Below are 20713 nucleotides of genomic sequence, written 5' to 3'. Positions count from 1 at the left end.
ATATACGGTTTGGAATTTTTTTATATTTATTAATATGCCAGAATTTTAATTAGTAAACTTTGTCGGGTGTTTGTAATTAGCAAAAAATTATATAACTCAAATTGCTGTTTAGCGAAAATCAGCATGAACATTGACATTGCCATTCTGAGCGACTAAAAGGAACGTGCGAATCTATCGAATTATAATATTTGTTTAAAACCTAAATAGATTGCCGCGTCAGCTCTTCGAGCTTCCTCGCAATGACAGAACGATTAATTTATTTAGCAACTCAAACTATATAGAGGTGGAGGTTACTTGAAAAAAACAGACAAGTTAAAATTTAAAATAAGGAGGATTATTTTGAGATCAAAGTTACTATTATTTCTTTTCGCAGCTTTTCTTTGTTTTGGTTTTTGTACAAATGCAAGTTTTGCAACCGTACCGATACCAAAAGGGATAGGGGTTTGTATTCATTCCGGCGCTGCACAAGACCTGGATATGGTAAAAGCTGCCGGCTTTACTATAGCGCGTACAGATTTTAAATGGGGTCAAGTCGAAAATGTAAAAGGTCAATATAACTGGGCAGCCGCTGACCAGCTGGTAAATGATTTAACATCAAGAGGAATAAGACCTTATTTTATTCTTGATTACAACAATCCTAACTATCTGGCACAAAGCGAACTTGTCGGTATATGTACTCCTGCTCAAGTTCAAGGTTTCACCAATTTTGCCGCTGCTGCTGCCGCCCGTTATAAAGGAAAAGGTATAATCTGGGAAATATGGAATGAACCCAACCTTGATACATTTTGGAATCCTTCCAATAGCGTCGATCAGTATATGACACTGCTAAAATCAGCAGTTCCTGCAATTAAAGCTGCTGATCCCAATGCAATAGTTATAGCTCCCGCAGTAGCTTTTACTGCAAATACATTTTCTTTCCTTGATGGGTGCGGAAAACAAGGCTTGTATGGGCTTGTAGATGCAATAAGCGTTCATCCTTACCAAAATGCTGCTCCTGACAACGGAGGTCTTGATTATTTATACGACACAATAAGAAATCAAATAAAAACATATAATCCAAGCAATCCAAATTTACCTATAATCGGCGGAGAATTCGGTTTTAGCACAACATGGTCAAATATACAAAATGAAACTACAGAGGCGCAATATTTGGTTCGTCAACTTGCATATCACGATTATAAAAGCATTCCTGTCTCAATGATTTATGATTTTAAGAATGATGGAACAGATTCAACCAATGCTGAACACAATTTTGGCTTAGTCAAAGCTGATAACAGTTTAAAATTAGCATACACCGCTGTTCAAACTTTTAATCAGACATTATCAGGTATGACTTATTCAGGAAGACTCTCTTCTGCTGCTTCTGATTACATTTTTGAATACACAAACACTTCAGGAGCAAAAACTACTGTAGCATGGACTACAGGGACGGCTCATGCAATTACTGTTTACGGACAGTCAGTTAATTTGACAGGCACTCCAATTTATGTAAAAAACGCACCTTCAACTCCTCCGGTAGTAACTATTCCTGCCTCTCCTTCTAATATTCTGGTAACCAGTGTAACAAAAGGAGCCACAACAGGAAATTATGTTGTAAATCTCAGCTGGTCTGATAATTCCAGCAATGAAACCAGTTTTGAGGTACAACAATCAATAAATTCTACTACCAACTTCCAGACTATTGCGACTCCTGCGCAAAATAGTACCGGTGCCGGAATAAATCTCGGGGCAACACCAACGCAGGGAGCTTACTATTATCAAATTTTAGCGGTAAACACTGCGGGGAAATCGCAACCCTCAAATGTGGTGAACACTAATATTACAACTACACCTGCAACAACAGCACCACCATCAAGTTTAACTGCAAAAATAGGGATAATAACTTCAACAAGTACGTATATGGCAATACTTAACTGGAGAGACAGTGCCACTAATGAAACAGGGTATGATATATATCAATCTGTTACTGACACCAATAACTTCAAACTGGTCGGCAGTACAGCTACTTTTGCAGGAACAGGCAGCGCTAACAACACGTACACCATAGGAGCAAATCCACCATATGGAACATATTATTATAAAGTTGTTGCTAAATTTGCCGATGGTACCACTCAAAGCTCAAACGTAGCAAGTACAACAGTTAAAGAATATATTTCCCCAAATCCTTCTAAATTAAAAGCAGTCGGATTGAAAGATACAAATAACAAACCTGCTGTTATTCTGTCATGGGCAGATAATTCGATTAATGAACAGGGCTTTAAAATCTATTTTGCCACTTCGGAAAGCGGACCTTTCACTAATGCCGGAGTAACCGACAAAAACACAGTAATGGTAATTCATCCTCAAACTATTGCAGGCTCTTATTATTACAAAGTAACATCTTTTAACTCGGCAGGTGAATCAACCGGTTCAACAATCGTTCCTGTTATTATAAATTAAATTTAATTAAGTTTAATTCAAAGATATGCCTCTATTAGACAGGATAATAGAGGCATATTTAATTTCATCCATTTCCTAAACACTGAAAGCAACTCAGCGGTTTCTTCTCTTGAAATAATTACAAGTCTTATAGTTTTGAAATTTTTTCTTGTAAGTCCATAAAAACAATGTTATTATGGTAATTGTTATTATAATAACATTGATTCTTTATGAGCAATATTTTCGTAAATAAATGAACTTTAAAAATTTTGATTTCGTTATTATTATGGATTTGTACTAAAATTAATTTATTGGCTAATTAAAATGAGATATAAATTTTTCGTGAATAAAGTCATAATAACATTTTTAAGCATTTCATCGATTTTTGTCCTGAATTTTCAAGCATTGGCAGAAAACAATTTACAGCTTTCCAAATCAGCATCAGGGAAAGCACACGAAAATCAGGCTATCTCCCCTGCTAAAGAAACAACAAATCTCACCATAAAAAAAAATGAAGTCCTTACTTTAGAACGCTGTCTTGATATAGCTTTCCAAAATAATCCTAATATCGATCTTGCCAAGAGCACAACAAAAATTTATCAAAGTAAAATAGGTCAAGCAAAATCAAATTATTTCCCTCAATTAAATGTATCATCAGGTTATGGCAGACAAAATGCCATTACAAGTTCACCAATTGACAAAAACAGCAACCAGTATTCCGGTAACATAAGCGTAAATCAACTTATTTATGATTTTGGGAAAACACCTACAAAAACTAACATTCAAAAATTGAATTTAAATGCGGCTACCTCTGATGTTGAAGATAAAACAGTCCAAATAGCATATAATGTCAAACAGGCTTATTATTCCGCACTTTTATCAAAAATAAACAGGGATATCTTTGAACAGTCTATTAATCAGTACGAAAAACATTTAAAACAGGCAAATGCTTTTTTTGAAATAGGAATCAGGTCAAAAATTGACGTAACAACAGCAGAAGTCAATCTTAGCAATGCAAAATTAAATTATATCAAAGCAACAGATTCGTACAAAACAGCAATAGCCGCTTTAAACAACGCAATGGGAATATTTGATGCTCCGGAATATGATGTTGCAGACACTATTACTTTTAATAGACCCCAAAACATAACAAATAAAGATATAAAAATAGCATATAAAGCCAAAAACAACATAGAATCAGCAGCTAAAGGTACTGTTTTAAAATCAGCAGTTGAAAAACACAGTATTATCAGCGATCTTTCTTTTAAAAAATTCGATATAACTCTCGAAGAAGCTCTTAAAAAGTCTTTTGAGAATCGCTATGATTTAAAATCTTTAATAACAAAAGAAACCATAGCAAACGAATCAATAAAACTTGCTCAGAAAGACTATTACCCTGCTTTAACAGGTTATGCAAATTATGGCATCGGCGGTCAGAAATTTCCTCTTGATAACGGCTGGTCTTTCGGCGCAAATGTTGATATTCCTGTTTTTAACGGGCTTTTAACAAAAAATCAAGTAGCTGAAGCCAGAACAAATCTGGATATTGCAAAATTAAACATTGAAATACTTAAACAGAATATATATTTACAGGTTAAACAGGCATATATAAGTCTTACGGAAGCGGAAAAAAGAATACCTATTACAGAATTAACAGTTAAACAGGCAAAGGAAAACTTTGATTTGGCTAACGGAAGGTATAAAGTGGGTGTTGGAAGTTCTATAGAAGTTAATGATGCGGAAATAAGTTACAATAATGCTCAATTATCTTATGTAGAAGCTTTTTATGATTATAATACAGCATACATAAACCTTGAAAATGCAATGGGGGTAAAATGAAAAAAATAATTATCAGCATAATCGTTTTAATATCAATTGTTTCTCTGTCGATTTTTATAATTAAAGGAACAAAAAGCCCTGTAAAATACAAAACAGAACCTGTTGCTAAAGGAGATATAATTGAATCAATTACCGCATCAGGAACAGTAAATCCCGTAACCAGCATCAGCGTTGGAACCCAGGTTTCAGGAACCATTAAAGACTTGTATGTAGACTTTAATTCTCCCGTAAAAAAGGGTCAGCTGCTGGCTCAGATTGATCCGTCTATCTTTGAAGCCCAGGTGGCTCAAGGAAGCGCAAATGTATACAATGCTCAGGCAAATCTTCAAAAGATAAAAAGTATTTTAATAAACGATGAAAAAACTTATAATCGCAATAAATCGCTGTATGAAAGAAATTTTATCTCCAAAAGCGAGGTTGATCTGGCGGAAACAACTTATAATTCCGACAAAGCTCAGATAGCTTCAGCACAGGCGCAAATCGCACAGGCTTCCGCGGCATTAAGAAACAATCAGACAAATTTAAGATATACAAGAATCATCTCACCTGTTAACGGTATAGTTATTACAAGAAACGTAGATGTCGGTCAAACTGTGGCAGCAAGCTTTCAAACTCCGACATTATTCCTTGTAGCACAAGATTTAACAAAAATGCAGATTGACACAAACGTGGCAGAAGCGGATATAGGCAAAGTTCAACTCAATCAGGATGTTGAATATACTCTCGACGGGTATCCCGATATGACTTTTAAAGGAAAGGTAAAGCAAATAAGAATCACTCCGACAACTGTCCAAAACGTTGTTACCTACGATGTTGTCGTAAATGTAGATAACAAAGACCTGAAACTTAAACCGGGTATGACCGCAAATGTGTCTATAATTAGTTCTAAAAAGAAAAATATATTGATGATTCCTAATGCAGGCTTGAGATTTACTCCAAATACTGACGAGGATGCCCCTAAATATAAAGATCAAGGAATCTGGATATTAAAAAATAAAGAACCTGAAAGAATTAAAATAAAAACAGGCATCAGCGACGGAGAAAACATTGAAATAGTTTCAGGAAAGCTCCATGAAGGTCAAGAAGTGATTATACACGAAATAGATAAAGCAAAAGGGCAAAAAAGCAGACCTCAGGGAATGGGAATGGGAATGCGGTAGTATGTCACTTATAAGTACAAGTCAGCTTAGAAAAACCTATATAATGGGCGATGTTGAGGTTAATGCGCTTCAAGATGTTTCATTATCTATTGAAGCAGGCGATTTTGTTTCAATAATGGGACAATCCGGCTCAGGCAAGTCAACTTTTATGAATATTATCGGCTGCCTTGACAAACCTACAGAAGGAAAATACCTGCTTGACGGCATAAATATAAGCAATTTAAAGAGAGATGAACTTGCAAGCATCAGAAACGAAAAGATAGGGTTTGTTTTTCAGGGTTTTAACCTTGTGCCGAGGACTTCTGCAATGGAAAATGTTGAACTGCCTATGATATACAGCGGCAAATCTTTATTTGAAAGAAAAATTAAAACAACAGAAGCCCTTAAAACAGTAGGTCTTGAAGGACGGATTCATCATACACCTAATCAGCTTTCCGGCGGGCAGCAACAAAGAGTGGCAATAGCAAGGGCTATAGTTAATGATGCGCCTATAATTATGGCAGATGAACCCACAGGAAACTTGGACACAAAAACAAGCTGTGAAATAATGGAACTGTTTGTTAAACTTAATAAGGAATCAAAAAAAACCATAATTCTGGTAACTCATGAGCCAGAAATTGCCGAATATTCGAAAAGAATTATAAGATTTAAAGACGGATACGTTGTAAGCGACGAAATTAAAACCAAATACCGGTAATAAAAGAGAGAAAAAGCAAATAATTATGATTGACCTTTCTTCCACGATAAAAATTGCATATAGAGCCCTAAAAGTCAATAAAATGCGCTCAATCCTGACCAGTCTCGGGATAATTATAGGGGTTAGCGCCGTTATAATAATGCTTGCAGTAGGCTCTGGAGCAAGCAAGCAAGTCTCAGACCAGATTTCAACAATGGGAAGTAATCTTCTTATCGTAATGCCTGGAGCAACAACTTCCGGAGGAACGAGAATGAGCATGGGCAGCAAACCGACTTTAACAGTAAAAGACGCCGAGGCTATAAAAAAAGAATGTTCTTCTGTTGCTAATGTTGCTCCGATTGTTTCGGGCACAGGTCAAATTGTATTCGGAAACCAGAACTGGTCTACACAAATTATAGGCTCAACCCCTAATTTACTTGATATTAGAGATTGGGGACTTTCTTCAGGCAATATATTCACTAATGAAGACGTAAAAAATGCCACAAAAGTTTGTATCTTAGGGCAAACTGTTGTTATAAACCTTTTTGGCGACCTTGATCCTCTTGGAAAAATCATCAGGATAAAAGGGATTCCGTTCAAAGTTATAGGGACTCTTGAAAGAAAAGGACAATCTATGGTCGGTCAAGATCAGGATGACGGGATTTATATTCCTCTGACAACCGGGCAGAAAAAACTTTTTGGCTCTGAATTTCCAGGAATGGTCAGGATTATTATGGTAAAAGCAAATAATGCAGAAGCCTTAAGCACTTCGGAAGAAGAAATAACGGCTTTATTAAAAGAAAAACATCATATTGGGCTGAAACAGGAAGATGATTTTAGCATAAGAAACCTCACTCAGATGATGCAAATGGCTCAACAGGCATCAAATGTAATGGCTTTATTGCTTGGAGCAATTGCGTCTATTTCTTTGCTTGTCGGAGGTATAGGAATTATGAACATAATGCTTGTTTCTGTCACTGAAAGAACGAAAGAAATAGGAATAAGAATGGCAATAGGCGCAAAAACATGGGATATTCGCCTTCAATTTCTTATAGAAGCCCTCATGCTGTCATTATCAGGTGGCATTGTCGGAATTTTAATCGGCATACTCGGAGCGAACTTAATTTCATCTGCTGCCGGTTGGCCTACAATGGTTTCGCCTTTATCAATAATTCTTTCATTTGGATTTTCAGGGGTAGTGGGTATTTTCTTCGGGTTTTATCCTGCATACAAAGCCTCTTTGCTCAGCCCGATAGATGCCCTCAGGTATGAATAACGTATTATACTTGTTTCTTAAAACACAGGAGTTAAATAAATATGAATAGCGCTAAAAATAAATTAACTTTAATTTCATTAATGATTGTTTCATTAATCGGTTTGACAGGATGCAACAAACCTCCGTTTATGGGGGCAATGCCTCCCATGCCGGTAGAAACAACTGTTATAAAAGCATCAAAAGTTATAAATTCCGAGATCTATCAGGCAAATCTTATTTCTCGCTATTCGGTTGTTCTTCAACCCCAAATTTCGGGTCAAATTGCGAATATTTACGTTAAAGCAGGTGAACATGTCAAAGCGGGTCAATTATTAATGCTTATTGACAAACGCAAACAGGAATCAGTTTTAAATTCAAGTCAGGCAAATGTTTCTGCGGCAAAGGCAGCTCTTTATAATTATCAGGCTCAAAGAAAAATTTCAGAATCAAATTTTGAATATAACAAACAAATGTATGAAAGATATAAAGCTTTATATTCAAAGAATACCGTCAGTAAGCAGGATTTAGAAAAATATACTGACAGCTATAACAAAGCCAGATTTGATCTTGAGGCTAATGCTGCACAAATTGAAGCGCAAAAAGCAGAAATTGAAAAAGCCGATTTTGCCATTAAAGAACAGCAACTACAGCTTCAATATTACAAAATTACAGCTCCTTATTATGGAATTGTTGGCGATATTCCGGTAAAAACAGGAAGTTATGTAAATCCAACCACGCCTTTATTAAGCATTACACAAAATGATACGCTGGAAACCAATGTCGGATTGCCTTCAGACAAGGTGTTTGATGTTAAAAATGGCTTGTCTGTTGAGATTTTAGATAACGACAATAATGTAATCAAACGTTCAAAAATCTCTTTTGTATCCCCTGTTATAGATAAAGACACTCAAACAATTTTAGTTAAAGCAATTATTTCTAATGCTGACGGGATTTTAAAAGCCGATCAATCAGTTAAAGCACGGGTTGTTTACAGTGATATCAAAGGAATTTTAGTTCCGACAGGTTCAATAGTTAATTTTGGCGGTCAGGACTTTGTATATGTCGTTAATTTAAAAGACAAAAAGCCTTTTGTAAAACAAAAACCGGTTAAACTTGGTAATATTCAAGGTGACAAATACGTTATTCTCGGCGGTTTGACTCAAGGTGAGCAAATTGTAACACAGGGAATACAGAAATTAATGGATGGCGCTCCTGTCGCAATTATTGAAAAAGGTAATTAATCAATGTTTATAGATTTTTTTGTTAAAAGACCACGATTTGCAGGAGTTTGTTCTGCAATAATTCTGTTAATAGGTGCTATTTGTATTCCGATGCTTCCTGTTGCCCAATATCCACAAATCGCTCCCCCTCAAATCACAGTAACAACAAATTATATCGGAGCTAATTCACAAACTGTTGAATCTTCTGTAACTACGCCTTTAGAACAGGAAATTAACGGCGTAGAAGGAATGAAATATATTACTTCCAGCAGCAGTAACGATGGAACAAGCGTTATTAATATTGTCTTTGATTTGAACAGAAACCTTGATGCGGCTTTGATGGAAGTACAGAACAGGGTAAAAATGGCAGAGGCAAGACTCCCTGCTGAAGTTAAATCAACCGGCATCAGCATTCAAAAAAATTCAACCGCAATGCTCTTAATCTACGGTTTATACTCGGATGGCGGCAAATACGATAATTCTTTCATAAGCAATTATGCGGATCGTTTTATAAAAGACAGGTTAAAACAGGTAAAAGGCGTTGGTTCAGTTAATATATTCGGAGAAAGAAAGTATGCAATGCGACTTTGGCTTGATCCGGGGAAACTTGCAGCCAGATTATTAATCGCCGGTGACGTGATTAAAGCTCTTCAAGAACAAAATATTCAGGTAGCAGCGGGTCAAATAGGTCAACCCCCCGTTAACAGCAATCAATCAATACAAATGAGTGTTAAAACTTCCGGAAGATTACAAACTGTTAAAGAATTTAATGATCTTATAATAAAAACAGGCTCAAACGGCAGTTTTGTAAGATTAAGCGATGTCGGTTATGCAGAACTCGGTGCAGAGAACTATTCTTCAACAGCCAAATTTATGGGGCAGGAATTTATTGCTTTAGGTGTTTTCCAGCTTCCAAATGCCAATGCGTTGGAAGTCAGCAATAATGTAAAAAAAGAAATGCAAAAGATTTCTGAAAGCTTTCCTGCAGGTTTGAAGTACAAGCAAATTGTTGATGAGACAGAAGTTGTCAATGAGTCCATCAAGGAAGTTCTTTTCACTCTTTTAGGCGCAATTTTACTTGTTATAGCGGTAATTTATATTTTTCTTCAAAACTGGAGAACAACTATTATTCCGGCAATTACAATACCTATTTCTTTAATAGGAACTTTTGCCTTCTTGAAGCTTTTTGGATTCTCGATAAATACACTTACATTGTTTGGAATAACTCTGGCAACAGGTCTTGTTGTTGATGATGCAATCGTTGTTATTGAAAATATTGAACGTTTTATAAAAGAAAAGGGCATGCCTCCTGCTATAGCAGCAGTAGAAGCAACAAAAGAAGTGTTTAGCGCAGTTATAGCAACATCTCTTGTACTTATAGCCGTTTTTGTCCCGATTGCTTTTTTCCCCGGAGTAACCGGTCAGCTGTACAAACAATTTGCTCTCACAATTGCCTTTTCTATCGCAATATCGACATTTAATGCATTAACATTAACCCCTGCCTTGGCGGCTTTATTAATTTCTCATCAACATAAAGAATCATTGTTCTTTGACAAAGTAAATATTTTTATTCAAAATACCAGAAATTTTTATAACAAATTACTCAACTTTGTTATTCAGCATATAAAGCCCACTTTGACTATATTTTGTCTTTTAATCGGAGCAACATATTTATTGTTCAAAATAGTTCCTTCAGCCTTTGTTCCAAATGAAGATCAGGGATTTATTGTTTCAATTATTCAAACACCTGAAGGGTCTTCTCTTTCTCAAACTGAAAAAGTTCTTGATCAGGCCGAATATATTTATCGTCAAACTCCTGAAATTGCTTATGCCGTTTCCATAGGAGGTTTTAGCTTTATGGGAAACGGACCTAATAAAGGCATCCAGTTTATTTCCTTAAAACCTCTCAGGGAAAGAAGCGGCAATGAACATTCTGTAAATGCCGTTGTAAACAGACTCAGAGGTCAACTCATGGGAATACCGAACGCTATTATTATGCCGTTTGAACCGCCTGCAATTCAAGGTGTCGGAAATATCGGAGGATTTCAGTTTGAAATTAAAGATGAGGACGGACATACTCTTAATGAATTAAGTTCGGCAACTCAGTCTGTCATTGCGACAGGAAGCAAATCACCTGTCCTGCTCGGTCTTTTTTCGAGTTTCAGTGCAAACAACCCACAGGTAATGGTTAAAGTTGATAAATTCAAGGCAAAACAATTAAATATTTCCTTGCAGGACATCTATACGACTATGCAAGTATTTTTAGGTTCAATGTACGTCAATGATTTTGACTATCTTAACAAGGTATACAGAGTTTATATTCAGGCTGATCAGCAATTCAGAAACAATCCTGACAATATCGGTCAATTCTATGTCCGTTCACAAAACGGCTCTATGATTCAGCTTTCAAACCTTATCTCAACTTCACAAACATATACTGCGCAGACAATAAGTCATTACAACCTGTTCAGATCTTCTGAAATAAACGGCTCTCCTTTCTTTGGACGCAGTTCAGGCGAAGCGATTAAGGAAATGGAGTCTATTGCCAAAAAAGTTCTCCCTCAGGGAATGTCTTTTGAATGGTCTGGAACTGCATTAGAAGAAATGGAATCAGGCTCTAAAGCCACATTTATTTTTGCTTTAAGTTTTATATTTATATTTTTAATACTTGTAGCCCAATATGAAAGCTTTATGAATCCTGTTATAATCTTAATGGCTGTACCGGTGGCTATTTTTGGGGCATTATTGGCACAATTTACACGCGGGTTTCAAAATGACGTTTTTTGTCAGATTGGTATGGTTATGCTGATTGGTCTTGCAAGCAAAAACGCTATTTTAATAGTTGAATTTGCAAATCAGCTTCATGAAAAAGGATTATCAATAAAAAATGCGGTAATGCAGGCAGCAGCCATTCGTTTTCGCCCCATTTTAATGACATCACTGTCATTTATGCTTGGTATTTTGCCGTTAGTCTTATCAACCGGAGCCGGTTCTGCGAGCCGTCAGTCTATGGGAACAGCTATATTTGGCGGAATGCTGGTTTCAACAGTTTTAAACCTGCTTTTTATTCCTGTTTTTTATATTTTAGTTCTGTCTTTAAGGGAAAATTTCAGGAAGAATAAAACTATTGCTCCTACAGGAGAAACACTGGATTCCTCAAATGACAACGAAAATAAATATCAATAATTTATAAAAATTCGGATATTATTTCCACATTTTTCCTGAATAAATATCATCATCTATATCTTTATGGAGTTGAATACAATCTTTTTGAAATGCAGTATCAATTGTGATAACTTTGTCGGCATAGTAATCGCAATGTTTGCAGTCAATCCCGCAATTTAAATCCATACAGGATCTTTTTAAAAAAGGTTCAATAAATCCATCCAGTTTTTTGTTATCAATATAAACGGGAACAGATTTAAGCGGCAACAACATTCCTTTTCTTGTGCAGAGTTCTTTAATTTTATTTAATTTAAACATATTAATTTTTGTAGGTTTAAAGAAAAATGCCAGTTTATTAAACTTTGAATTTGCTGAAAGTTTTTGTTGGTCCTTAAATCCAAACCCCTGAACCAAATCAAGTAAGTTTCCGTCATAAGAACGATTGGAATAAGCTTTTACTCTTTTTACCATTTCTTCCGTTTTGATATTTCTTTCTACCAGCTTAAAGTTTTCATAGCCTATTTCTTCATAGTAATGTATATCCTCAGGGCGTATCCAGTCTGACTTTAAATAATTTGCGGGTTCTTCCGTTTTCTTTTTTTGACAGTACAAAAAACAGTGGTCTATAACAAATCCGTCGGAAGTATGCTTTGATTGCGAGCTATGAGCCATTAAATTCGGATGCACATGAGCCATCATGCAATTCATAAGGCAATTTCCGTTAGTCAAAATTTCCATCCCGCAGGAAAGTTTTTCTTTTAAAAGCTTGAGTGTTTTAAAATCTTTGTTTAATACATGCGAATCAAGCGCAATTATATCTGCACCCATTTCTTCCCAGTATTGTGCTTTTCTAAGGTTATTAACACACGCAAAAACAGAAATTCTCACACGAAAGTGCGGATAACTCTTTTTTATTGTCTGCAATAAAAATGGAGTCGACACAGTAAGTGAAGTTACGCCTATTTTTGTAAGCCAGTCCAGCAATTTTCTGATTTGTTTCTGCCCATCTCTGGTTGTTTCAAGGTTATCTATACAACTTGCATTCAAAAGATAATTGAATCCTATATTGTATTTTTTTGCATGGGCTATATGTTCTACTAATATGTTTTTTTCAACAGGTGCAAGCATATAGGAAGATCTTCCTCCTCCGACAAAGTCCTTTGAAAGTTTTCCATAAAGCTCTTCGACAGGATAATCTTTTATTTGTTCTATTAATTCATTATCAAAATTTGTAGCAATCGATAATTTCATTATTCGACCCTCGCAATTTGTTGAGAAATCGCGCCAAGCCAGTAATTGTAATTATTTATATCTTTAAATCCGACTTCTTCAAAAATTTTCACAAGTTCTTGCTGGGAAGGAAAATATTTGTTAGATTCGGGCAAATATTTGAAAGAATTAAATTCTCCCATATGAAAAATTAATTTCCCTATTAATGGAGCTATGCCGTAAAAATAAACTTGATAAAGAGCTTTAAAGACAGGATTTTCAGGTTTTCCCTGATCAATATTAACTACATAACCGCCGGATTTTACAACTCTTTGCATTTCTTTAAGTCCTGCCTGAATATTTTCAAGATTCCGAAGTCCGAAACTTATTATTAAAACATCAAATGAATTATCTTCATAAGGCAGGCTTAAGGCGTCACCTTTTACAAAATCAATATTATTGCAGCCTTTTGCTTTTTGTTTTGCTATTTCAAGCATTTTTTCCGATGCATCGAGAGCTATAATTTTAAAATCAGGATGTTTCTTTGCTATCCTAATGCAGATATCTCCACTTCCTGTACATAAATCAAGCACAGAGGCGTTTACAGGAAAATGGATTTTTTCAATTGATTTTTTGTCAATAATACTTTTCGTGCCAAAGCTATGCAAAGCGTTTGTGGCATCATATTTTTTGGCAAGATTATCAAAAAATTTCCTGTTATACTCACTCCATGAGTTTCCGGTAAAATATTTTACAAATCCCACATCTTCCAGAAGTTGTAATTTGGACTTGTTGTCATGAATAGTCATATCTTAAAATCCTTTTTTTCCAAGTTCATAAGTTTCGTTTAAAATTTTCAATCTTTCTTTATCTGTTCCCGACTTTACTTTATCAAAGCATTTTCTTTTAATGTTTGAAAAGCCGCAAAACTGAAGAATACAAATTTTCATAAAATTCCAGAAGGCATCTCCTGTAAAAAATTTGCTGTAAATAAAAGGCGCTCCCTGTGTATAAATCACGCTTGCCGACCTGTTTTTCAGTAAACCGACAGGTCTTTTTTTCTTTATATCAAACTTATAAGAAAATCCGCTTAATAAAACTCTGTCAATAAAGCCCTTTGCACTGGAAGGAATAGAGCCCCACCACACTGGAGTGATAAATACAAGGTGGCTGCACCACTTAATTTCTTCCTGTGCTTGAATCAAGTCTGGTTCAAGAGCTTGAATTTCTCTATAACCGAAATGAAGCACATTATCGAAATTCAATTCTCTGACCTTGATAATTTTCACCTCAAATTCTGAAGCAATAGCACCGTCTACGTATTTTTGTGCCATAACAGAGCAAAAACTTTGACTGTCAGGGTGTAAGTCTATTAATAATATTTTTTTCTTTTTGTTCATTTTTTTTAATTCCATCTTAAAAGTAACTGATGCGCTGAAAATCCGGGACCAAAGCTCAATACTAAAGCAGTTTCTCCAGCGGCAGTATTATTCATATATTCATTTAAAATAAAAAGTATTGTACTGCTCGATAAATTGCCGTATGTTTCCATAATTTTTCTGGAAATATCGACATTTTTATTATATTTAGAAAGAATATTTTCAATTTTGTTAAGAATTTTTATTCCGCCCGGATGAATCAGAAAATGGTCTACATCTTCTATTTTTAAGCCATTTGTGTTTAAAAAATCCGAAACTATCTGTTCAAAATGTTCTTCAATCACATTCGGAATAGTTTTATCGAGATTCATTTTCAAACCTGTGTTTGTAATGTTATAACCTAAAATTTCAGTTGTATCGACCACCTGATGCATTTGTGAATCAATAATTTCAGGACACCCCCGAATATTTTCTCCCAGTATTGCGCATCCTATTCCATCAGCAAATAATGCTGTCCCTACAATATTATCCCAGCTATAATCATCCAACTGGATTGTATTACTAGGAAATTCAAGAGTAATAACAGCTGCTTTCTTATCAGGATATGCTTTTAAAAAATCGTTGGCATAAATTAATGCTGATGCTCCTGCCGCACAACCAATTTCGGTTATCGGAAGCTTCTTTATGTCTTTTCTCAATCCCAAACTGTTAATCACATAAGTATCAAATGAAGGAATCATAAACCCTGTACAGGATGTGGTTATGATAAAGTCCAATTCTTCAGGTTTAATTTCTGTTTTTTGCAATGTATCCGCTAAAATTTTTGTTCCAAATTCCACTGCTTTTTCTTTGTATAAATTATTTGTTTCTTCAAAAGTTCTTTTGCTAAAAAGAACTTCAGCAGGTGCAATTGTATGTTTTTCTTTTATAACAGCACTTTCAAAGATTTTTATTGCTTTGTTTTGAAACGATTGGCTTTTTTCCGATACCCAATTTTTATATTGTTCTATGGCTTCCTGCTCAGAATGCTTATATTCAGGAAGCAAAGTATTTGTTTTTATCACACACGTCATACTTTATTTTTACCCTTTATACTTTTCAATTAGTTTTTTAATATCTTCTTTTTTTAACGGATCTTCTTTTCTGCCTGACCTTAAGGGGAAATTTAAAGCTTTATTAAGATAACTCAGTCCTTCTTTTATTTTGGATTCTTCCAATAAAAATTCACCGTATCTATAATTTGTATCGAGGTTGGAAGATATTGATAGGGCTCTATAGAAATATTCTTGAGCTTTTTTATCATTACCGAAGCTAACAGGCCATGCAGGAACTTTATAATACAACATTCCAAGGGCATTCAGCCCTGCCGCACCCGAAGCATCGGGATTAATTTTTACTGATTTTTCCAACAACGCTTTTGCTGTATTTACATTTGATATTGCTCCGATTCCTTTGTATTTTGCCTGAGCAGATAAAGCTATTCCTTCCCAAACATAGGGTTCTGCCCTATCAGGATATTGTACAACTAATTTATCGGCTTTTTTGATAAGTTCTTCGTACGCTCTGGTTTTTCCTGCATTATCGTTCTTGGAATATATATGTTCGATAGCAGTTACATTATAACGAATTTGCGCTATTTCTTCATCAAAAGAAATTAAATTAAATGCACTGACGGCAAGACAACCCACATTAGACATCAATGCAATTAAGCAAATAAAAAAATATGCTCTTTTTTTAATCATTTTTTATTCTCCATTTGAAAATTATTAAGAATATTGTTAAGACTACAGAAAGTGGACTGGACTGTCAAGTCTATTTTCTGTAAAATGATCCAATGAACTAGAAAATGCGAATTATTATGAAAAACAAATCAGAGTTAATATTTAATGCCGCCTTTAAATTATTTTTAAAATGCGGTTATAATAACACTTCTATGGATGAAGTGGCGAAAGAAGCAGGTGTTTCCAAGCAAACTATTTATAATAATTTTGAAAATAAACAAATTATTTTGCAAAAAATTGTGATTAATCAAAGCAAAAAATACTATAAAGATATTGAAGACGTAGAAGTTACTGAAGAAAATTTTGATATTTTACTGGAAAAATTTTGCAAAAATTTTCTAAAACTTGTAATCGACGAGAAATTATGCGCGGTTCATCGCATAGTTTTAAGCGAAATGGCTACTAATCCTAACATAACAAAGAATTTTTATAACATAGGCCCTTCGATAACCTACATTATGCTGGAAAAATTTATTTCAAAAGCCGCAGCAAAAGGGTTAATACAGGTCTCTTCTCCCTCAAAATATGCTGATCATTTAATTTCGCTATTAAAAGGTAAATATTACAATGAAATTCTATTTGGTGTAAGGGATAATGTTTCTAAAGAAGAACTGGAAGAGCATCTAAAAAGCGTTTTAACAATATTAAACAATTCGAAAAATAAATAAAGTTCAAAACATGTTTATTTGCTTAAAAAGTTTTAAATAAAAACATAAATATAAAAGTATTAAGAATAGAAATCAAAATAATCGGAAATGACAAATATAAGTGACTTTTTAGTATTCTTAAAAAACCATCCGCAATGTTACTCATTTTTCCTCCCTACAAAAATATACTCATGTATTTAAACGGTAAACTAAACGACTGTTTATACTGTTTAATTTTTGTTTAATATTCAAAAATTTTATATAACCTGCCTGTCTAATATTCAAAAATAATGTTATTTTGAAGAGTTATTAATTTAAACGGTCGGGCATTAATCGGGTCTAAAAATTCTTTTAATTTCAGTATTTTTTTTAAAAAATTTTTAATTAAAATATTATTTTAAGTTGAGTTTTTTTGTAAAGATGTTGTAACAAAAGCAGGAAATCATTAAAGTTTTTATAAAAGAATGTCGAAACAAATAATGTAAGGTCCTAATCGACCATACCCAAACCTCCTCCCCCGAGTCTAGTAGCCGCCCCAAAAGAGCGGCATTTTTTTTGCTCAATAACAGGAATAAAAATTTCCCTTTTTATTTTAAAAAAACATTAAAGTTTTAAAATAAAATACCGATATAGTAAAAGTAAGGTCATAAAGACCCTACCCAAACCTCCTCCCCCGAGTCTAGTAGCCGCCCCAAAAAGAGCGGCATTTTTTTTGCAAATTTTTATATTATTTTAAAATCAAAATATTTTTGTCATTACAAATAATAAAATATCGGCGAAGTTCATTTAAAAAATATCTTTCAAAATTTTATAATAAGCCTTAAAATTAATTCAAAAGAGAAGGGTTTTAAATGACTTTAGAATTAAAAATTTTTCAGGGTTTTATAAAAGAAAAAAAACTTAACGGGGAAGATATAAAAATCCCCAAAACTTTTTTTAATTCCGAAAATGATAACTTTTCCAAACCTGAAAATGATTTTGAACAAAGAAAAGCAGACATTATAAAAGAAGATGAACCCTGCGGAGAATTAAAATTTAAAAAAATTCAAATAAAAACAGCTGCTTCAGGGTTTTCTTATTTTCTTGACGGAATTGAAAGAAAAAAAATACTTTGCTATCTTCGGACTATCCCTGTTATTTACGGTTATGTCGGAGCGGCAGTTTTAAAAAGGACTGATAAAACTTTGCATTCTACAGACTTAGAAATAGGGGAGGGAATTTTTTATATTCCTGTGAAAGAAAATAATAATTGCCCTTCACACTATTTTGAGCTTAAAGAAATCGAAAAAATAAAAAATAATTATAAAAATGTCGGCATAATTCCAAATCAGGGAAAAAGAAAAGCCTATCCCGTATTCCCCGATGAATTTATCCAACAGGCTCACAGTGAAATACAGGAAAAAAGAAGAAAAATTGAAGATAAACTGACAAATAAATGGCTGGACTCAAAATTTAAAGACGGCTGGCTTTTTGTGGACGGGACTTTGAATACTAAAAGCCAAAATATTCTGGAAAGTTCAAATATTGCAGGAATAGTCAAATCTCACGGAGTTTATTATTTCCCTTTTGAAAAGATGTGTGAACTTTATTCTATGGAGAAAGGTCAACGTTCAAGCGTTTTTCAACCATATGATAAAACAGGGAAGAAAAAAGATATTTTTACATGGTATTTAAGACTGCACCATGACAAACGCAATGGTGTAAACGATTTTGGGATTGTAAGAGTAGAAATTCCAGCTAAAAAAGAACTTATTAGCAGAGTTGATGAGATAAGTTCATGGATTTTGCTGGAAACAAAACCAGTCGGATTTCCTGCTTCACGTTGGGATAGGATGATTTATCCCATTAAATACTGCGAAGACTATTTGAAAGCAAAAGCTCCCGGTTGGACAATGATTGAAAGTCTTTCTTGATTTTTTTATAACAAAATTTATATTGTTAAAGTATTATTATAAGTATAAAAATAAGGTTTTAATATGAACGAAACAGAAAATAAAGTTATAGGAAGAGTTGTTGCAACTGAAAAAAAGCCTAATACTGCACAGACTTTCAGTTTTTGGACAAATCTTGACTCTCCTGTAGGAATTGGAACCATTGTCAAGATTGAGAGCGACAGGGTTTATTCCGATAAAAAAAATGCGGAATACAAAAGAACGATTTACGGAATTGTAAATGAAGGCATAAGCTACACCGACCTGGAATCACCGATGCATGATTACATAAGTGCCGATAGGGAGCCTCAAGAAAACCGCCTTGCCCAGACAGAAAGACCGGAAATAAGGTATTACACGGCATCTGTCTTAAAAATGGAACCTGAAGAACCTATTCAGCCTGTCCCGATCGGAAATGTCTTTCTGGCGGAGGATGCTGACGTAAAAAAATCCCTGAGAATGGATAAATTTGAAGATTCCCAAATCCCTGTCGGGCTTTACGTAAACGGGGAAAACCAATCTCCTGTTTATCTTGATTCTAATTTCCTTTTAGGGCCGGAAGCCGCACATTTGAATGTTACAGGAGTTTCAGGGCTTGCAACAAAGACCAGCATTATAGAATTCCTTTTGAGCAGCATTTTTCAAAAGTATCAGAGCGATAACAATGAAAAAATTGCTACGGTTCTTTTTAATGTAAAAGGTTATGACCTTTTGTTTCTTGACCAGCCTGCGGAAAATCTTTCTGAAGAAGAAAAAGAAATGTATAAAAAGCTTGGTATGGAAGTAAATGCTTTTGAAAATGTTGAATATTACGCTCCTTATAAGGATGACGGAGTAAATTTAAACACCTTAAGAACAAATGATCACCTTATGCACAACGTAAATCCATTAAGCTGGGGTTTGGAAGAGATTTTTGACCATGTGCAGGTGCTTTTAAACAATGATGATATCGATGCAAAGGCGGATGCTTTTCTTTCTTTCATGAAAGAAAAAGTGATAAATCAAGATAAACCGGATTCTCATTATTGCGTACATAAGAAAATAAAGAATTTTAACGACCTTGAAGAATGGTTTCAGAGGATTTTCGCAGAAGCAGGAGATGAAGAAAAAGGCAACGGCGAAGGGAAACAACAGTGGAGAGGGCATGCAATCCCTACAATAAGAAAAATTTATAACAGGCTTATGAACATAAAAACCCGCTGCAAAGGACTTGTGACTAATGATTCTTCCATGCATGACTTACCATGGGGAGAATTTAAAGACAAAGGGGTTTATGTTGTAGATATAGCAGGAATGATTCCTATTGCTCAGGATTTGGTGTTTACCAGAACTGTTGAAAAACTGAAAGAACAGCTTGAAAACAAGAAACTTGGCGTTGATAAGGTCATAATTTTTGTGGATGAGCTTAATAAATACGCTTCCGGCGACTCTGGAAATTCTTATCTCAAACAAACCCTGCTGGAAATTTCCGAAAGAGGAAGATACTTGGGCTTAATCCTCTTTTCTGCACAGCAGTTTAAATCACAGGTTCACAAAAGAATTGTCGGAAACTGCGGAACAAGTATTTACGGACGTATGGACATGGACGAACTGGCTTCTCAGGGCTACAGTGTCATGCCTTCAAGTATTAAAGCCGAATTAACAGTACTTGAAAAAGGGAAACTTCTCATCAGGCATCCGCATTTTAATCAGTATATCTTTGTAAGATTCCCGCGCCCGCCTTTTATGACAAGTCAGGACGGCTCTAAAAAGTTTCCTCCCGTAGCGGAAAGAAATTTTGAAGATGCAATGATTATTAATTTCAAACGCCTTGACCATAAAATCAAAGCGAATGATATTAAAAACGCTATTTGCGATGTCGATAAAGAAGAAGTAAAAAGGGCTTTCAATGAAACCGAGAGGAAAGGCAAAGACAATCCTCTCGAATATTTTAAAAATATATTGCGAAAAAAGCCTCAAAGAGAAAGCTTTGAAGAAAAACTTTCTCCATCGGTAGGCAATACAGATATTGACGACTGGTTAAAAGAGTAAAA

The 20713-nt window shown here is 34.6% G+C and carries 15 protein-coding genes; 10 read left to right on the top strand and 5 right to left on the bottom strand.

What is annotated here, in order from left to right:
• The first annotated feature begins 339 nt into the window (after window positions 1–339).
• The 7 genes from WCG23_00480 to WCG23_00450 all read left to right on the top strand — a co-directional run bounded on the left by WCG23_00480 (window position 340) and on the right by WCG23_00450 (window position 11754).
• Window positions 340–2439 carry a hypothetical protein gene (locus WCG23_00480; GenBank protein MEI8388335.1) on the top strand — a complete coding sequence of 700 codons (2100 nt, stop codon included), beginning with the start codon at window positions 340–342 and terminating at the stop codon, window positions 2437–2439.
• 321 nt (window positions 2440–2760) lie between these two features.
• On the top strand, window positions 2761–4257 hold the full coding sequence (locus WCG23_00475; protein MEI8388334.1) for a TolC family protein: 1497 nt from the start codon (window positions 2761–2763) through the stop codon (window positions 4255–4257).
• Window positions 4254–5417 (top strand): efflux RND transporter periplasmic adaptor subunit, encoded by a 1164-nt coding sequence (locus WCG23_00470; GenBank protein ID MEI8388333.1) that lies wholly within the window; start codon window positions 4254–4256, stop codon window positions 5415–5417. Before WCG23_00475 ends, WCG23_00470 begins: the two co-directional genes overlap by 4 nt.
• A gap of 1 nt (window position 5418) precedes the next feature.
• Window positions 5419–6114, top strand: coding sequence for an ABC transporter ATP-binding protein (locus WCG23_00465; protein MEI8388332.1), 696 nt, complete (start codon window positions 5419–5421; stop codon window positions 6112–6114).
• A 25-nt stretch (window positions 6115–6139) separates the two neighbouring features.
• Window positions 6140–7369, top strand: a complete 1230-nt coding sequence (locus WCG23_00460) for an ABC transporter permease (protein MEI8388331.1) — start codon at window positions 6140–6142, stop codon at window positions 7367–7369.
• A 41-nt stretch (window positions 7370–7410) separates the two neighbouring features.
• On the top strand, window positions 7411–8589 hold the full coding sequence (locus tag WCG23_00455; GenBank protein ID MEI8388330.1) for an efflux RND transporter periplasmic adaptor subunit: 1179 nt from the start codon (window positions 7411–7413) through the stop codon (window positions 8587–8589).
• A gap of 3 nt (window positions 8590–8592) precedes the next feature.
• Window positions 8593–11754: a multidrug efflux RND transporter permease subunit gene (locus WCG23_00450; GenBank protein ID MEI8388329.1), complete on the top strand. Its 3162-nt coding sequence runs from the start codon at window positions 8593–8595 to the stop codon at window positions 11752–11754.
• A gap of 18 nt (window positions 11755–11772) precedes the next feature.
• Here WCG23_00450 and WCG23_00445 read toward each other — a convergent pair whose 3' ends face one another.
• The 5 genes from WCG23_00445 to WCG23_00425 are packed head-to-tail and all read right to left on the bottom strand — an operon-like array spanning window position 11773 to window position 16063.
• Window positions 11773–12984, bottom strand: coding sequence for a U32 family peptidase (locus WCG23_00445; protein ID MEI8388328.1), 1212 nt, complete (start codon window positions 12982–12984; stop codon window positions 11773–11775).
• Window positions 12984–13751: a ubiquinone/menaquinone biosynthesis methyltransferase gene (locus WCG23_00440; protein ID MEI8388327.1), complete on the bottom strand. Its 768-nt coding sequence runs from the start codon at window positions 13749–13751 to the stop codon at window positions 12984–12986. Before WCG23_00440 ends, WCG23_00445 begins: the two co-directional genes overlap by 1 nt.
• A 3-nt stretch (window positions 13752–13754) precedes the next feature.
• Window positions 13755–14342, bottom strand: coding sequence for an NAD(P)H-dependent oxidoreductase (locus tag WCG23_00435; GenBank protein MEI8388326.1), 588 nt, complete (start codon window positions 14340–14342; stop codon window positions 13755–13757).
• 5 nt (window positions 14343–14347) lie between these two features.
• Window positions 14348–15394 (bottom strand): 3-oxoacyl-[acyl-carrier-protein] synthase III C-terminal domain-containing protein, encoded by a 1047-nt coding sequence (locus WCG23_00430; protein MEI8388325.1) that lies wholly within the window; start codon window positions 15392–15394, stop codon window positions 14348–14350.
• 9 nt (window positions 15395–15403) lie between these two features.
• On the bottom strand, window positions 15404–16063 hold the full coding sequence (locus WCG23_00425; GenBank protein MEI8388324.1) for a hypothetical protein: 660 nt from the start codon (window positions 16061–16063) through the stop codon (window positions 15404–15406).
• A gap of 116 nt (window positions 16064–16179) precedes the next feature.
• Between WCG23_00425 and WCG23_00420 the strand changes: the two genes are divergently transcribed.
• The 3 genes from WCG23_00420 to WCG23_00410 all read left to right on the top strand — a co-directional run bounded on the left by WCG23_00420 (window position 16180) and on the right by WCG23_00410 (window position 20711).
• On the top strand, window positions 16180–16770 hold the full coding sequence (locus WCG23_00420; GenBank protein ID MEI8388323.1) for a TetR/AcrR family transcriptional regulator: 591 nt from the start codon (window positions 16180–16182) through the stop codon (window positions 16768–16770).
• Window positions 16771–17600: 830 nt separating this feature from the next.
• The gene (locus WCG23_00415; GenBank protein ID MEI8388322.1) at window positions 17601–18662 is read left to right on the top strand and encodes a hypothetical protein; all 1062 of its coding nucleotides are present in this window, start codon (window positions 17601–17603) and stop codon (window positions 18660–18662) included.
• Window positions 18663–18725: 63 nt separating this feature from the next.
• Window positions 18726–20711 carry an ATP-binding protein gene (locus WCG23_00410; GenBank protein MEI8388321.1) on the top strand — a complete coding sequence of 662 codons (1986 nt, stop codon included), beginning with the start codon at window positions 18726–18728 and terminating at the stop codon, window positions 20709–20711.
• Window positions 20712–20713: the final 2 nt, after the last annotated feature.

The sequence above is a fragment of the bacterium genome (assembly GCA_037147175.1).
GTDB lineage: Bacteria > Cyanobacteriota > Vampirovibrionia > Gastranaerophilales > UBA9971 > UBA9971.
This window is presented reverse-complemented; position numbering and strand designations above follow the sequence as displayed.

Excerpts from the sequence above, each read along its gene's own strand:
- WCG23_00445 (MEI8388328.1), bottom strand. The coding sequence starts at position 12,984 with ATGAAATTATCGATTGCTACAAATTTTGATAATGAATTAATAGAACAA.
- WCG23_00460 (MEI8388331.1), top strand. The coding sequence starts at position 6,140 with ATGATTGACCTTTCTTCCACGATAAAAATTGCATATAGAGCCCTAAAA.
- WCG23_00440 (MEI8388327.1), bottom strand. The coding sequence starts at position 13,751 with ATGACTATTCATGACAACAAGTCCAAATTACAACTTCTGGAAGATGTG.
- WCG23_00415 (MEI8388322.1), top strand. The coding sequence starts at position 17,601 with ATGACTTTAGAATTAAAAATTTTTCAGGGTTTTATAAAAGAAAAAAAA.
- WCG23_00430 (MEI8388325.1), bottom strand. The coding sequence starts at position 15,394 with ATGACGTGTGTGATAAAAACAAATACTTTGCTTCCTGAATATAAGCAT.
- WCG23_00420 (MEI8388323.1), top strand. The coding sequence starts at position 16,180 with ATGAAAAACAAATCAGAGTTAATATTTAATGCCGCCTTTAAATTATTT.
- WCG23_00435 (MEI8388326.1), bottom strand. The coding sequence starts at position 14,342 with ATGAACAAAAAGAAAAAAATATTATTAATAGACTTACACCCTGACAGT.
- WCG23_00455 (MEI8388330.1), top strand. The coding sequence starts at position 7,411 with ATGAATAGCGCTAAAAATAAATTAACTTTAATTTCATTAATGATTGTT.
- WCG23_00425 (MEI8388324.1), bottom strand. The coding sequence starts at position 16,063 with ATGATTAAAAAAAGAGCATATTTTTTTATTTGCTTAATTGCATTGATG.
- WCG23_00450 (MEI8388329.1), top strand. The coding sequence starts at position 8,593 with ATGTTTATAGATTTTTTTGTTAAAAGACCACGATTTGCAGGAGTTTGT.
- WCG23_00410 (MEI8388321.1), top strand. The coding sequence starts at position 18,726 with ATGAACGAAACAGAAAATAAAGTTATAGGAAGAGTTGTTGCAACTGAA.
- WCG23_00465 (MEI8388332.1), top strand. The coding sequence starts at position 5,419 with ATGTCACTTATAAGTACAAGTCAGCTTAGAAAAACCTATATAATGGGC.
- WCG23_00470 (MEI8388333.1), top strand. The coding sequence starts at position 4,254 with ATGAAAAAAATAATTATCAGCATAATCGTTTTAATATCAATTGTTTCT.